Source organism: Verrucosispora sp. TAA-831, from assembly GCF_050780145.1.
In the GTDB taxonomy this organism is placed as follows: Bacteria; Actinomycetota; Actinomycetes; order Mycobacteriales; family Micromonosporaceae; genus Micromonospora.
Genome location: NZ_CP192240.1, coordinates 4,604,983 through 4,619,240 on the forward strand (window position 1 = coordinate 4,604,983; position 14,258 = coordinate 4,619,240).

The 14,258-nt window shown below is 67.6% G+C and carries 12 protein-coding genes and 1 pseudogene; 6 read left to right on the forward strand and 7 right to left on the reverse strand.

From position 1 onward, the window contains the following. Positions 1-33: 33 nt before the first annotated feature. The 3 genes from ACQVFL_RS20355 to ACQVFL_RS20365 all read left to right on the forward strand — a co-directional run bounded on the left by ACQVFL_RS20355 (position 34) and on the right by ACQVFL_RS20365 (position 2,609). The gene (locus tag ACQVFL_RS20355) at positions 34-387 is read left to right on the forward strand and encodes a CATRA system-associated protein (RefSeq protein ID WP_431727351.1); all 354 of its coding nucleotides are present in this window, start codon (positions 34-36) and stop codon (positions 385-387) included. 10 nt (positions 388-397) lie between these two features. Continuing rightward, positions 398-2,026, forward strand: coding sequence for a CATRA conflict system CASPASE/TPR repeat-associated protein (locus ACQVFL_RS20360; protein WP_431727352.1), 1,629 nt, complete (start codon positions 398-400; stop codon positions 2,024-2,026). A 121-nt stretch (positions 2,027-2,147) separates the two neighbouring features. Then, on the forward strand, positions 2,148-2,609 hold the full coding sequence (locus tag ACQVFL_RS20365) for a Pycsar system effector family protein (RefSeq protein ID WP_431727353.1): 462 nt from the start codon (positions 2,148-2,150) through the stop codon (positions 2,607-2,609). 664 nt (positions 2,610-3,273) lie between these two features. Here ACQVFL_RS20365 and ACQVFL_RS20370 read toward each other — a convergent pair. The 3 genes from ACQVFL_RS20370 to ACQVFL_RS20380 all read right to left on the reverse strand — a co-directional run bounded on the left by ACQVFL_RS20370 (position 3,274) and on the right by ACQVFL_RS20380 (position 8,179). Further along, entirely contained in the window at positions 3,274-7,398 is a 4,125-nt protein-coding gene (locus tag ACQVFL_RS20370; RefSeq protein WP_431727354.1) for a CHAT domain-containing protein, read from the reverse strand. 122 nt (positions 7,399-7,520) lie between these two features. Beyond that, positions 7,521-7,664: a hypothetical protein gene (locus tag ACQVFL_RS20375; RefSeq protein WP_431727355.1), complete on the reverse strand. Its 144-nt coding sequence runs from the start codon at positions 7,662-7,664 to the stop codon at positions 7,521-7,523. After that, positions 7,661-8,179: a hypothetical protein gene (locus tag ACQVFL_RS20380; RefSeq protein ID WP_431727356.1), complete on the reverse strand. Its 519-nt coding sequence runs from the start codon at positions 8,177-8,179 to the stop codon at positions 7,661-7,663. Before ACQVFL_RS20380 ends, ACQVFL_RS20375 begins: the two co-directional genes overlap by 4 nt. 440 nt (positions 8,180-8,619) lie before the next feature. Here ACQVFL_RS20380 and ACQVFL_RS20385 point away from each other — a divergent pair, with 440 nt between their 5' ends. Then, complete coding sequence (locus tag ACQVFL_RS20385) at positions 8,620-9,690, forward strand: ISAs1 family transposase (RefSeq protein WP_431729859.1); 1,071 nt, start codon at positions 8,620-8,622, stop codon at positions 9,688-9,690. Between the two features lie 214 nt (positions 9,691-9,904). Here the strand turns inward: ACQVFL_RS20385 and ACQVFL_RS20390 are convergent. Then, positions 9,905-10,507: pseudogene (locus tag ACQVFL_RS20390) on the reverse strand (IS3 family transposase); the annotation flags it as partial. 80 nt (positions 10,508-10,587) lie between these two features. Between ACQVFL_RS20390 and ACQVFL_RS20395 the strand changes: the two are divergent. Both ACQVFL_RS20395 and ACQVFL_RS20400 read left to right on the forward strand, forming a co-directional pair. After that, positions 10,588-10,890: a transposase gene (locus tag ACQVFL_RS20395; protein WP_431727357.1), complete on the forward strand. Its 303-nt coding sequence runs from the start codon at positions 10,588-10,590 to the stop codon at positions 10,888-10,890. 201 nt (positions 10,891-11,091) lie between these two features. Continuing rightward, entirely contained in the window at positions 11,092-11,784 is a 693-nt protein-coding gene (locus tag ACQVFL_RS20400) for an IS3 family transposase (RefSeq protein WP_431727358.1), read from the forward strand. Positions 11,785-11,900: 116 nt separating this feature from the next. Here ACQVFL_RS20400 and ACQVFL_RS20405 read toward each other — a convergent pair whose 3' ends face one another. The 3 genes from ACQVFL_RS20405 to ACQVFL_RS20415 all read right to left on the reverse strand — a co-directional run bounded on the left by ACQVFL_RS20405 (position 11,901) and on the right by ACQVFL_RS20415 (position 14,059). Continuing rightward, positions 11,901-12,485: a hypothetical protein gene (locus ACQVFL_RS20405; protein WP_431727359.1), complete on the reverse strand. Its 585-nt coding sequence runs from the start codon at positions 12,483-12,485 to the stop codon at positions 11,901-11,903. Positions 12,486-12,598: 113 nt separating this feature from the next. Then, a complete protein-coding gene (locus tag ACQVFL_RS20410) occupies positions 12,599-12,892 on the reverse strand; it encodes an HAD-IA family hydrolase (RefSeq protein ID WP_431727360.1) in 294 nt (97 codons plus the stop codon). Between the two features lie 390 nt (positions 12,893-13,282). Next, positions 13,283-14,059 (reverse strand): tetratricopeptide repeat protein, encoded by a 777-nt coding sequence (locus ACQVFL_RS20415; RefSeq protein WP_431727361.1) that lies wholly within the window; start codon positions 14,057-14,059, stop codon positions 13,283-13,285. Between the last annotated feature and the right edge of the window lie 199 nt (positions 14,060-14,258).

Here is a 14,258-nt window from a genome sequence, read left to right on the forward strand (position 1 = left end):
CGAGCTGTCGCGGCCCGGATACAGTAAGCGACTATGGACACTCGGTGGGATCCGGAGACTGTCACCGATGCACTCAACGTTCTGCGAGACCTGGCGGATTGGCGACTCACCCCAGAACGATGGGAGCGGGTTGAGGAGATCCTGCGGGCAATGGAAGAGGCGTTCGCAGCTGGTGACGCGGCGGGGCTGCGAGCTGCGACCGCTGATCTGGAAGTGCAAGGTCCTGTCCGGCTGCGCGGCATCGGAACGAAGCCGGCGAGTCAGCCGAGTGCGCCGGTTCGGGATCGCCAGAACCGGCTCGTGCACGCCCTCGACGGCATCGCGCCGCGGACAGACGTGACGGCGGACGACCGGCCGGACGGTGAGCGTGCCTCCAGCACTCGTTGAACAGGAGTTCGTGGCGCATCTGTTCGCGCCTCTGGACGGCCCGAACGCCGGTGTGGCCTGGCGTCAGCTGGGTCACATCTGGCACCGGTGTCGGCGGGTGATGACCGAGCCGATTCCGCGCGTGCCTACGGAGCTGCCCGAAACGGTTGCGAAGGTCGGCGCGGACCAGGTGCTGGCGGGCCGGCAGGATCCGGGCATCAATTATCAGGCTATTGTGCGCCGCGAACACGACGTCTTGAACCTTTCAGTTGCCTTCGCTGGTCCGCGCAGCGGCCAAGAGAGCGGTCCAGGATGGACCGACTTCGATCGGTGGTGGCAGAGGCTCGCGTCGGACGGCACCGGTGCCTTCCTCGGGCTCGCGGTGATCTTTCAGGCGAAGTCATCGAGCCCCAGTCCAGAAGTCGCGACGTTTACCGATGCGGTCCGTGCCGCCCTGCCGGCAGATCCGGCCGACAGGCCCGACTGGTGGACCGACGTGCACCGCGGCCCGCACGACCTCGCTGTCTGGGAGGCTTCCGCGGCTGGCAACGGCTCCCACCGCCGGTTCGTCGTTCTCGCCACTGGGCAGGACGACGATGTACTCAGCGGCTTCACGTGGAGCGACGGCACCTCTGTGCTTCCGCCCCTGGGCCGGTACTTGCTGCACGCGACCAAGCTGCGCTATCAGGACCGGGTGCGTGGCGATGGCCGCCCGTTGCGCCGACTCGAGGCGGAGATCACCGCCCGACTGAACCGGGCGTCCGGCCCGGACCCGATCACCATGCCTCGCACGGACGAGCTGCGGTTGATCAACACACTGTCCGCCTTACGGACGATGCTCCGCACGGTCGACATCGCGCTGGACAATATGCATTCGGCGTACGACCGTCCAATCGGCGGGGACCGGTCTCTTGGCGAATGGCTGTGCCGGCAAATTCCGGATGACATCTCCTACCTGGAGACGTTATTGGAGCAGGTTAAGGCTGTGCGAGGCCTACTCCTCGACCCCGGACAGATGAGCGCTGACGCGGTGCCTTCGGTCCTGGCCGTTCCACCGGCCGACCCGGCCGCCGATGACAACGAGGAAGGCTCAAGGCTCGAGCTGCGGTTGGGCTTCGGCGTGGACATCGTAGGGTACAGCGGCCGCTCCGGGCCGGCCCAGGCAGACGCGCAGAAGCGGCTCGCCGAAATGTGCCACCGGGTAGCGCAGGGCCTCGGCCTCCGCCTGACTGACACCGATCGTCAGCACACCGGCGACGGCATGAACGTGTTCCTGCCTTCGCAGATTCAGCTGCACAAAGCGCTGCCGATGCTCCTAGATGGCTTCGACCGCGAACTGGCCGACGACAACGCGCGCTACCAGGACCGGATCCGCCTCCGGGTGGCCATCTCGGTTGGCCTTGCCGGCATAGGCGACCTAGGGTTCTCCGGCGAAGCCATACTCGAGATCTCTCGCCTGCTCAACAGTTCCCCGCTGCGCCAAGCCGTCGGCGGCAATCCCGGGGTAGACCTGGTCGCCATGGTGTCGGACACGCTGCACCGGTTCGTGATTCGCCCCGGTTGGGCGCGGCTAGCACCCGAGCGGTTCGAACGCCATCTCGTCAAAGTGAAGGAGTACACCGGATTCGCCTGGGTGTGGATCGGCTCGGTACGACCATGAGAGTGAGAGGTATCGGATGGGCTTTCTACGACGCTCGCCAGGTCAGCAGCGGCCTGTCTCCTCGCCGCCGCCACCGCCTGAACTTCCGACGGCAGACAACGCCTGGCGCACCCTGATGCTCGTGGTCGAGTGGGTCAAGCATGCCGAAACCAAGGCCGCCGCCACGCTTGCGTCTACCGGGGTGGTTGCCGGACTGCTTTACGCTCTCGTCAGCCAGGCGAAGAAGCCAGGGGTTGCCTTCGCCGTTGTGGCATCGATTACCGCAGCCGCAGTCGTGGTGGCCGCTGTCAGCGCGGGAATAGCGCTGCGTCCTCGCGTGTCCGTCGGGCCGGCGCCGGTGAGCCTGCTCTACTACCGCGGCATCACGCACCGCTTCCCACGCGACACCCACGCGTACGCCCGAGCCTTCGCAGAGCTGATCGCAGACCGCCCGGCCCTGCTCACGGAGATATCCGGGCAGATCTGGGGCAATGCGACCGTGGCGAGCCGGAAGTATCGCGCGGTGAACACCGCGATCGCCGCGCTGATGCTGGCGCTCGTCCTGCTGGCTGTGACTGCGGTGCTCAGGTTGTTCGCCTCGTAACAGCGCCGAAGCTCCAGGTTTGGGTACCGGCCGAACCGGCAACGCCAGAACTAATGCGCTGCTGGCAACCCCCAGGAGGGCGCGGGGACGCCCGTCGGCATCGGTGCCGCCTTGACAGGTCAAACCGTCAGGCATGCTCGCCACGCTGCCGCCGGTATCGGAGTGCTCGTCGCGCCTGCAACGTCTACTCCGTCTATGCGCTCGCCGGAGGGCGGTTTGGAGCCTGGCGCGCTGGCTGGCAGTCGATGCTGGCCCGTCCGGGACGTTCTGGTGGTTCGACCTGTCCGCTCCGCCTGAAGTTCAGCCGGCGCTGACAACACGACCCGACCGACATCCGGCGCGCGCCTGTCGATCTCTTCCACGGCAAACCCAGGGCGAGCGCTCACCGGCAGGTGGTTCACCTCCTCTGCCCTTCAATTTGCCGGATACTGCCACGCCGTCGGCTCAATTTGGGTCAACGCCACCCCGGTTTTCGGGCAGAGCCGACATGTGGCCGGAGCGGCTCCGAGGGTGCCCTGGCCGTGCACTGGGCAGCGCAGGCGAGACGCCAGGCGCACTGCACACCGCAGCACACGTTCTGTGCGGCTTCCATCCTGACCGAGTGGCGGTGTGGGCACGCGTGTCCGCGCCGGTGCCGAGCTCGTAAGGGCTGCTATCGGCAGTGTCAGGACTGCATTGGCCTGCGGGAGCTCCCGATCACCACGAAGGGAGCCCACATCTGAGGCAGCGCGGCCACAAGGCGCGGCCCGGGGGACACTCCGGTTTCGGCGGCAAACTGCGTTAGGTCCTTGAGACCGGCGTCGCGCATCCATCGCTGGGCCCTGGCCAGAGCCCGGGCGGGAGTGTCGCCCTCCCGGTAGTGTGCGTAGAAGCGGCTGATCAGCAGGGCCGCGAACTTGTCGTTCACGTTCCACAGCGTGCCGACCACAGTCGCCGCTCCGCAGTAGCCGAGGAGCCCCGGAAGTCCGAACGCCTCATCCGGGGCGCGAGCGACGTCGGTGACCGCGCTCTCGCAGGCGGAGGCGACGACCAGTTGCACATCGCGCAGGAGGCCGTGGTCGAAGAGGTCGAGTGCGCTCAGATGGTCGAGTCCTGCGAGGTACAGGCACGACCGCAACGGCTGCACCGGGTCGTAGCTGCCGTGGCAGGCGAGATGAATGTGGGTGGCATCGCGGAACCCGGCGAGAACCGCCTCCCGGGTGGCCCCCGCTCCAACGAGTTTTTGCACCGGACCGCTGAAGAGCCTCTGCACCGCAGTGACCTCTCGGACGGTATGGGGCAAAGCGTCGTCGGGGCGCACCGTGAGCAGCCGGGTCCGCTCGGATGGCGTCACGTCTTGCGCAGCGAGCAGTGCCCGAGCGGACGGCGTATAAGAGATGTCGGCGTCGTCGATGAGGTGACGGATCCGGCCCGCTCTGTGGTAGCGCGCGGCATGCAGTGGCAGGGCGCCGAGCAGTCCCGTCGACACGAGGACCACGGCCGGTACGCCCTGCTCGGTGAGCAACTCGCCAACCATGCCGAGGAAGCTGCTTCCGAGCAGATCGAGCACCGTGTCGTCGTATGCGGCCTCGGCGGACACCAGCGTGTCGAAAAGGACGTCGACGGCCAACGGGGCGAAGCAAGGGATGATGTCACGGGAAGCAGTAACGAGCAGAGCGGCGCTGCCCAGCCGGGCGGTAAGCAGGTAGCAGAGCGGCTCCTCGGGCGCCGCTGCGCGAAACGGCGCGTCAACCGGTCGCTTTGCGAAGTCCGCGAAGCCGGGTAGCGACCGAATCGCCTCCAGTACAGATCGCAGCCGGGCCTGCGCATCGGCCAGCATGCCGCGTACCTGCCAGCGCTGGGCCTCGTCCTCGGGCGTCAGGATGCGTTGCTGGCGCTCCGCGTCCGCGAGCAGAGCGACGGCGGCCTCGTACTCCTCCGCCAGTCGTGAGGCCTGTGTGCGCAGCCGGTCGATGTCACTGCGGTCGCGGTCCAGCAATCGGCTGAGTTCGCGTGCCCTGCCGTTCTCGAGCACCGTCACTGCCTCCTCAAGCCGGCCAGACCGGGCGAGGGCGTACGCGGCGTCCTGGTGCAGGCCGGCCGCGCGCGACAGTTCCGCCTCGCGGCCGGAACCTGCCACGACTGTGCCGTAGCGGTTCTCCACCTCGGCAACAGCCTCGCGGAAGAATTGCGCCGCCCGCAGCCAGTCCTCTGTGGCCCCGCACCGATGCCCGAGGGTGATATAAACCCTGCCAGCTTGGTGGAGGGCCTTGCCCGCGATCACCAGTTGGAGACAGCCTTCGAGCAGGTCCGTTGCCAGTTGCGCATCACCGCTTCGACCGCGTGCGGTAAGGGCCTCCGCGAGGTCGACGGCTGACTCCACCCACTGCTCGGGGACCTCGGCGACCGGCCGACCGGCGAGGCATCGGTCGAGAAGCGCGACGATGCGGTCGTGGTCCGGGTCGGGTAGCCGGCTCAGCGCGTACGCGAGATTGCGACTGGCCTTGCTCTCCTCGGCGACGGCGCCGTGGCACCGGAACAGCCGCACAGCCGTCTCATAAAGGCGCACCGCCTCGGCGAGGTGCGCCGCATCCTGCGTTGCCCATGACTCCAGGGCGTTGGCCAGGTTTCCTGCGATGCCCGCGTGGGCCATCGGCGCTCGGTCGATCGGCACTAGCGCCAGAGCGCCGCGATAGCTCTGGACCGCCTCGGCCGGAGCGGGTCTGCCTTCCGCGCTGGCTCGCATCATGAGGACAGTGCCGACGGCATTCGCCGCGTCCGCGCGGTCCGTTGGGCTTCCTTCAGAGTCGTAATAGGCCTGGGCAGCGCGGGCGTGGTGCAACGCCCGGTCGAGGTTCGCGTCTCGATCGCCCTCGACGTGGGCGCGCAGGACGAGGCTGAGATTGGTGTGGCATGCGGCCACCGCGCCGGGCTCACGCAGCAGCGGGAGCGCCCGAGCCAGCATCTCCTCGGCGCGGGCGAGGCTACCGGGGATGTCCGCCAGTTCCTCCGCCGACCAGACGAGGCCTAGATTCATCAGCGCGGTCGCATGGGCCTCCGGCTCGTGCTCGAGGGTAAGGACCGTCAGCGCCGCGGTGATCCGGTCCCGCGCCCGCAGTACGGACGTCCGTCGGTCCACAGGGTACTCACGATAGACGTTGCCGAGCGACAACATTGCCCTCGCCCATTCGTCGGGATGACTCCGGCGCCGCCACGTCCGCAGAGCACGCCGCAGCGCTCGGATCGCTTCGTCCGCCTCACCGCGCGGATCGGGACCGTCCAGCCGACGCCACCAACTGCCCACCATTGCCAGTGCAGTGGCGGACAGTTCATCCGCGCCCGCCCGTTCCAGCAGGTCCGCCCCCGCGGAAGCTAGGTCGATGGCTTCGCGCCGGCGGCCTTCCGCACCGGCCTCGACCGCCTGCGCCCGCAGGAGGAGGAGCAAGCCGTGTACGGCGGGATATCGATCCGCGGTCACGGTCGCAATCATCGACTCCAGTAACATCTCGCTCTGCTCCCCGTCGTCGAGCAGCGACCGGTGTAGCAGACCACGCAATCGGTCCGGCAGCGTGGTCCTACCCGACAGGTCCTGAAGCCACCGCCATTGCGCGTCGAGCCGTGCGGCCAGGGCGGATTCCGGATGCGCCACCAGAATGTCCAACCGGCGGCGGTCCCGAGCAGAGCAGTCACGGCGAAGCTGAAGAGCAAGAGTAAGAGCAAGTTCGGTACGGAGCAACGGCCGCGCCGCCATCAGCCGTTCACCCGCAACCCTGCTGGGAGCCGCACACAGTTGACGAAGGTCCGCCTCCGTCTCCAGTTGCGTCCGCCACGCGACGACCTGAGGGTCCTCTGGAAGGCGTGCCTCGGCCAGCTCGGCGAAGCGGATGGCACCGGGAAGATCACCGCACCGCCGGGCCAGGAAGTCACTCGCGGCGAAGGCCGCTTCGGCAGCGGCGGACGGCGACGGCACGGCGTCGAACAGGGCGACCGCCTCGTCGAAGAGCTCCGCGGCGGCATGAACGCGGTCCTGGATCATGCGCGCTCCAGCGAGCGCGCGGACGGCACGTGCCTCACCCTCGAGATCGCCAGCGCCCCGGAACAGCTCCCGCGACTGCTCGGCGTACCGGATCGCTGCCTCGTGGTACCCCGTCGCGTCAGCCATCTGTGAGACGTCGCCGAGGGCACGCGCCTCACCGGCCCGGTCACTGCACGCGCGATAGGCGAGGGCCGACCGGTGATACAGATCCGCCGCCTCGTCATAGAGGCGCGCTTGCCGTCGCAGCTGACCGAGGTGGGCAAGGGCCCGGGCGCGCAAGCCGTCCGCGCCGAATCGTTCGGCCACGTCAACGACCTCGCGAAACATCCGCTCCGCCGCCACGTCACGCTCAAGATGCTGTAGGGCTATGCCAAGATTCTGGGTGAAGATCAGGAGATGGTCGGCGAGTACCGCTAGGCGGCGGCCTCGTTCGCTCTGATCGGCGAGCGTCGACCAATCCTTAAGCACCACCAGAAAGGGGATCATCGAATTCAGCAGCTCCACTGCATCCGGCGCACCAGTCTTGACGAGTTCCATCAACGCAGGCCGGGCCGCAATGAACCAGTCCACTGCCTCGCGTCGCTGTCCAGCATCGTCGACGGTCGTCATCACGAGCGACGCCCTCACAAGATCGTCGCGCAGGTCGGCGTTCACCGCTCCATGGTGCCCTTCGCCGAGAAACGTCGAAAGGTTCGACTTGCACGACGGCGGTTCGTGGTTGAGGTCGAGCAGGGCTGCATCAGCACGATCGGCGTCCTGCACGGCATCGTGCACGCTGTCGGTTTGCCACTAGGCGACCTGGCCGAAGGCGTCTGCACGGACAGCCGCACCCACTAGCTCACGTGATGGCGTGGGAGAGCGGCCGGTGGTGGTGCCAGCAAGGCGGGCCAGGTCGGTCATGGCACCAATACCACCAAGGCGTACCGGGCCGCGCGGGCGAGTACGCCACCTGGCTCGGCCAGCAGGCCGGCGAGCACCCGAACGCCCTCGCCGACCAGGTCGGCACGGAGGCCGGTCCCATCGATCGTATTCGAGGTCAAGCTCTTCGTATGACTTGCCCGATCTGCCGCGCCGCCTTAGGAGCAATGGCCGTCGCTGCCAGGAGGGTGGCGGCGGCGAGGCCTCCCATCACCACCGTCTTGTTGGACAGCTTGTCAGACAGCGTTTTGAGCAGGCTCTTGTTCTCCGTGTCCTTCTCGCCTTGCGTCTGCAGGAGCTTCATCAGCAGGTCGAGGACATACCGCCGCTGCTCCCATTCCAGGTCTCCGGCGAGCACGTCCCGGAGGATCTCCCGCGTGTCCTGGCAGGCGCGATGGAACCATTCCTGACTTCGGATGTTGGCCGCGAGCGTGGACTGGTGCTGCCTCTCGAGAACGTTGACCGCATCGGTTGCGAGCTCTCTGAAGTTGTCCATCTCCGACAGGTGCCGCCGCACAACTTCGACGTCGGCGGTCGGCATCGTAGACGCGATGCGGAGCAGCTTATTTCCCTCGTATACATCACGCCCGGGTTCGAGGTCGGTCGCCTCGACGCTGTCTTCGTCCTCGTGCCCCACGCAGCTACTCCGATCCAACTGACACCGATTCCACAGCAGATGCGCGGACAAGGTGCTCCGGCTCCTCGCGAGACAGAGTGTAAGCAGAGCAAGCCATGGCACCCGGCGTGAGACGCACCCTAGAAAGCAGCCACGCGGCTGGACCGGCGGACTCAGCTACTGAACTCTGCGACGTCGAGCAGAACGTCCAAGCGGGCGACGCAGGGCCCCGGCAAAGTCGTGACGGTGTCTGACTTGTGAGGCTTGGAGTAGAAGCGCCGTTGGTGGTGGCAGCAAGACGGGCATGACCGGCTCAGAAGATCATCAAGGTTCCTACGCCATGCTGATCGCCGAAGTGAGTCATGCCCGCACTGCCATCATCGCTGATCTCGTCCCTGTCCTGCGCACCGGCTCTGACCGTTGCCGAAACCGCTGGTGGGCTGCCCGAAGCGCTCGCTGGTCTGCCTGATCCACGAGCCCGGCGAGGTGTCCGGCACCAGCTGACCGTCGTGGTCACCGCAGCGGTGTGTGCCGTGGTCGCCGGCTACCGCTCGTACACGGCGATCGCCGAATGGGTCGCCGACGTGCCGGCGGCAACGGCTCTCGCCTTGGGCATGACCCCGGATCGGCGCCCGTCGGAAGCGATGATCCGTCGGTTGTTGCAGGCCATGGACCCGCAGCTACTGACTGCGGCGATTGGTGTCTGGCTCGCCGGTCGGGCCACCGCCACCACCTCGACGGCCGGCCGGGCGATCGCCGTCGACGGCAAGGCCCTGCGCGGCTCCCGTACCACCGACACTCCGGCCCGGCACGTGATGACCGCCTGCGACCAGGCCGCTGGTGTGGTCCTGGCCAGCATCGACGTGGACGGCAAGACCAACGAGATCACCCGGTTCGCGCCGCTGCTCGACCAGATCAGCGACCTACGCGATACGGTGATCACCGCCGATGCCCTGCACTGCCAGCGTGAACACGTCACCTACCTCGCCGAACGCGGCGCGCACTGGATCCTCACCGTCAAAGGCAACCAGCCCCACCTACACGCCCAGCTCACCGCACTGCCCTGGCGGGCAGTCCCGGACGCCGCACGCGACACCGACCGCGGACACGGTCGCCGCGAGATCCGCAGCTGCAAGATCCTGACGATCTCCACCGGCATCGACTTCCCGCACGCCACCCAGGCCATCCAGATCCGCCGCCGCAGACGCCGCCTGGACCAGCCGAAACGCTTCACTACCGAAACCGTCTACGCCATCACCGACCTCCGACCCCACCAGGCGAAACCGGCACAGCTGGCCGGCTGGATCCGCGGGCACTGGTCGATCGAGAACAAGGTCCACTGGGTACGCGACGTCACCTACGACGAAGACCGCAGCCAGATCCGCACCAGCACCGGCCCCGAAATCATGGCCGCCCTCCGCAACGCCGCGATCAGCGCCCTACGCCTGACCGGGATCACCAACATCGCCGCCGCCAACCGACACCACGCCCGCGACAGCACCCGCCCGCTGACACTGCTCGGCATCATCTGACGACTTTGCCGGGGCCCTGCGGGCGACGCACCGGCTTGCCGAGCCGGACGGCCCCCAGGATTCGGACTCGCCGGTGCAGGTCGGCACCCCGATCATCGACACGGCGCAGAAACGGATGCCGGTGCTGGCGCCCCGCTAACAAACTGGACGGTGAGTTGTCTGATGGCCCGGCGTCAGTCAGCAGGGGCTTGACCCCTGACCCTGGACACGGGGTTTATGCGGCCGGGGCCAGCGTAGCTGGCGCTGGCCGGGTGCTCTTCTCGTAGGTGATCGGTGATTGTTGTCCGAGCCGTGAGTGGCGTCGGACGGTGTTGTAGCGGTGCAGCCAGCGAAACGAGGTCAGTCGTGCTTCGCGTTCGTCGGTGTAGGCGCGGCGGCCTTGCAGGGTCTCGCGTTTGAAGGTCGCGTTGAACGACTCCGCAGCCGCGTTGTCGGCGGAGCTACCGATCGTGCTCATCGATTGCTGGACCCCGGCTGCGGTGCAGGCCTCGGCGAAGGCCCGGGAGGTGTATTGGGCTCCGTGGTCGGTGTGCATGATCGCCCCGTGCAGGCTGCCCCGAGTCCGCTGGGCGGCGTTCAGGGCGTCGATGACCAGGTCGGTGCGCATGTGGTCAGCGATCGCCCAGCCCGCGAGGCGCCGGGAGTGCAGGTCCAGGACGGTGGCCAGGTAGAGGAACCCGCGCTCACCGACCGGTAAGTAGGTGATGTCACCGACGTAACGCTGACTCGGCTGCCCGGCGGTGAAGTCCCGGCCGATCAGGTCCGCCGCTTTCGCCGCGGCCGGGTCCGGCACCGTCGTACGCGCTCGTCGCCGTAGGCTGGGCCTGACCCGGTTTGACGGACATCCCAGCTCAGAGGGGCTGTGTGCTCCTCGGGAGGATGTTCATCATGGAAGGCATGGGTAAGAAGCCACGCCGGCCGCGTCGGGCGTTCACGCCGGAGTTCAAGGCGGAGATCGTCGAGGTGTGCCGGCGCGGTGACCGCACGGTCGCGCAGGTCGCGAGGGACTTCGACCTGACCGAGACCGCGGTGCGGGAGTGGGTCAAGCAGGCTGACCTCGACGCCGTCGCGCGGTCGGATGGGTTGACCAGTGACGAGCGGGATGAGTTGGCGCGGCTGCGGCGGGAGAACCGTCGGCTGCGTGAGGACGTCGACATCCTGAAACGGGCCACGGCTTTCTTCGCGAAGGAGACCCGGTGAACGTGTACCCGTTCATCGAGGCGGAGAATGCGCGGCCCGATGGGAACGTGAAGCGTTCCTGTGAGCTGTTGGAGGTCTCCCGGTCCGCCTACTACCAGCACCGCGCCGGCCCGTCGCGGCGGGACCGTGACGATGTCGACCTGATCGCCCGCATCGTGGATGTCCACGCGGGCTCGGCGGGCACCTACGGTGCCCCTTCGGGTGCGCGCCGAACTCGCCGCGCGGGGACGGCGGCATTCCGGCAAGCGGATCGCTCGGTTGATGCGCACGGCGGGATTGTGCGGTCGGGCGCCGAAACGGTGGCGCACCACCACCGTGCCCGACCCGTCAGCGGCGTTGCCGGCGGATCTGGTCCGCCGGGACTTCACCACCTCCGCGACCGGGGTCGACACCCGCTGGTGCGGGGACATCACCTATATCCGCACCTGGGAAGGGTGGCTGTATCTGGCCACCGTGATCGACATCGCCTCGCGACGGGTCGTCGGCTGGGCCACCGCCGATCATCTGCGCACCGACCTGCCCGCCCAGGCCCTGTCCCACGCGATCGCCAGCCGACGTCCGACCGGGCCGGTGATCTTCCACAGCGACAGGGGCTGTCAATACACCAGCACCCAGTACGCCCGCCTGGCCGACCGACACCGGGTACGGCTGTCTGTCGGCGGCCGAGGACAGTGCTGGGACAACGCCGTCGCCGAGTCGTTCTTCGCCACGATCAAGACCGAGCTACTCGACCGGCGGCCATGGCCCACCCGAGCCGCCGCCCACGCGGCGATCTTCGACTGGATCGAGGGGTGGTACAACACCCGCCGCCGCCACTCCACCCTGGACTACATGAGTCCGGCCGAGTACGAATCGACCGCCTATTTCCGCAGGCCAACCAACAAGGTAGCGTGAGATCAACTTACCGACCCTGTCCGTCAAACCGGGTCAACCCCAGAAGCGAGACAAGCAGTCGGGGGTGCTGGGCCGACGGCAGGGACGAACCTCGAGCGAAGCGGAAGTGATCCCCCTCAGACGGAATGGGCGACTCGGAGCACCTTGGCGACCAGAGGGCGCAGCTCTGGAGGGTTCTTGTCGGCGCGGAGGTTCAGCAACGAGATGAGGTGGTGGCGGACTGCTGGATCGTCGTTGGCCAGGTATATGCGCAGGCCGGTTTCTTGGAAGTCGCGCCGCAGGTCGGTGCACGGATCGTCCTCGACCTCGCTGCCCGCGACGCGGAGGTACGAGCAGTACCAGGCGTCCGCCGCGCCGATGATCTCGTATGTGGTTCCCGTCCGGAGGTACTCGAGAAGCCTCGTCTGCACGCGTCTGCGGCCGAAGGCAGCCAGCGCTGGCCTGATGTGCCGTTGGGTGTGGCTAGGGTCGGGTTCGTAGACGGCGGCGCGCATGAGCGGTTCGAACAGTTCCTCGGGCTGCTGTGGCGCCGCCTCCCGCATGATCATGAGGGCTACGTGGCATTGCCAGTGTCGCCGGACCTTCTGGTTGGTGCGCTCGTCGCCGGACGGTGCGGGCGGGTGCGCAAGGCCGAGCAGGTCAAGAACCTCTATGAGGCTCCGTTCGTACCGGTCGTAACGCTCGAAGCGATCCTCGTCCACGGTTATAGAGCCTATGCGGATACACGCTGGCGGCTTCAGCGTGGATCCTGGCCTTGCTATCTCGCCGCTCCGAACGAGTTTTCGGATCGCTGCGGTCATGGCCGCTACGCCGCTCAGCGGAGGCGGCCCGCGCGTCCGGCCAGTGCGGCCATGGCCGCGTCCAGGGACAGGTCTGCGGCGCTGGTCAGCAGGAGGTCCGCAGCCGTGAAGCGGGCGTGGTCCGCATGCGGGTTCGGTACCGCCACGCAGTGCAGCCAGGCCGCGTGTGCCGCCGCCACGCCGTGCGCGGTGTCCTCGAGGGCAACCGCCTCCTGCGCCGGCAGCCCGAGCCGTTGCAGCGTCAGCAGATACACGGCCGAATCGGGCTTGTGCGCGTCCACCTCCGCGCCGGTCGCAGCACCTCGCACCGACCGCCTCGGCTTCTCGCGATTGCGACGACGGTTGCAGCATTGGGGTTCGAGTCGCCTCGAAGGTCAACACCTTGAAATCGAGCTCGACCTGGAGTGTTGGCTTTGGGCGTGTCTCGGGATCGACACGAACCGATGCCCAACCTGGAATGCGCCTTACCGGCGCTATCCCGCTCGGTTGAAGATCAGCCTTTCTTGACGGGTCCGGAGCCCGGGCGTTCCGGACCTGTCTCTGCGCGCGAGCATTCCCAGCCGAACGCGCCTCCACGACCCGACGCGGTGCGCTCATGCTGACGTCAGGGCCGTTCGCGGCTTTGCCGACCTGCACGGCTGATGCGGTTTGAGTAGTCTTGGACTCCGCCAATTTTCCTTGAGCAGTGCCCGGAATCCTCATCGCGATGAGCGCGGCGACTCGGTCCCCGCCCTTCTTCGCCGATTAGCAAGGTGACGACGAGTGCGCAGGGCGTCGGGATGCCTGGGGCCGACCACAGGCAGTTGATCAGCGAGTAGGGCTTCCGTTTCGGCGACTGCGCCGGCCCAGTCTCCCGCCCTTCCCCGGCGGTCAGCGAGCGCGCCGCGGGTGGCGAAGGTGTCGCGATGGTTGGGGCCCAACCGACGTAGCTGGTCGGCGAGCAGGGCTTCCGTTTCGGCGACTGCGCCGGCCCAGTCTCCTGCCCTTCCGCGCCAACCGGCGAGGGCGCGGCGGGTGGCGAAGGTGTCGCGATGGTAGGGACCTAATACCTGCACCCGGGAAATAAGCACTTCCTCCAACGCGGCGAGCGCTCCCTCAACATCCCCTGCCCTGCCTCGTCGATCGGCAAGGAAGGCGCGGGCGGCCAACGTGTCGCGACGGTCGGGCCCCGACACGCGCAGCTGGACAGCAAGAAGGACCTCCAACGCGGCGACCGCGCCAGCCCAGTCACCCGTGTCTGCTCGCCAAGCAGCGATACTGCGGTGGGTGAGCAGGATGTCGGGATGGTCGGGGTCCAACGCACGTTGCTGATCGGCGAGCAACTCTTCCAAAGCCGTGACCGCGCCAACCGCATCGCCTGCCTTGGCCCGCCATTCGGCGATGCGGTGTCGGGTGGCCATAGTGTCGGAGTCATCGGGGCCCGACAGCCGCAGGCGGTCAGCGAGCAAGTCCTCGAACGCGGCGACTGCGCCCACCCAGTCTCCTGCCTCTCCCCGCCACTCAGCGATGCGGTGGCGGGTGCGTAGGGTTTCACGATGATCGCGGCCGACTGCCTGCAGTAGCCGCGCGCCAACCGTCGCCCACACGACCTCATCGCCACCGCGACCAGCAGTTACCCAACTACGCAATGACCCTGACTGGAGGGGAGCATGACGGTTCTCGCCTCGCCTTCTG

Bases quoted from the DNA above. Each gene is read 5' to 3' on its own strand.
- ACQVFL_RS20355 (WP_431727351.1), top strand. From the start codon at position 34: ATGGACACTCGGTGGGATCCGGAGACTGTCACCGATGCACTCAACGTT.
- ACQVFL_RS20395 (WP_431727357.1), top strand. From the start codon at position 10,588: ATGGGTAAGAAGCCACGCCGGCCGCGTCGGGCGTTCACGCCGGAGTTC.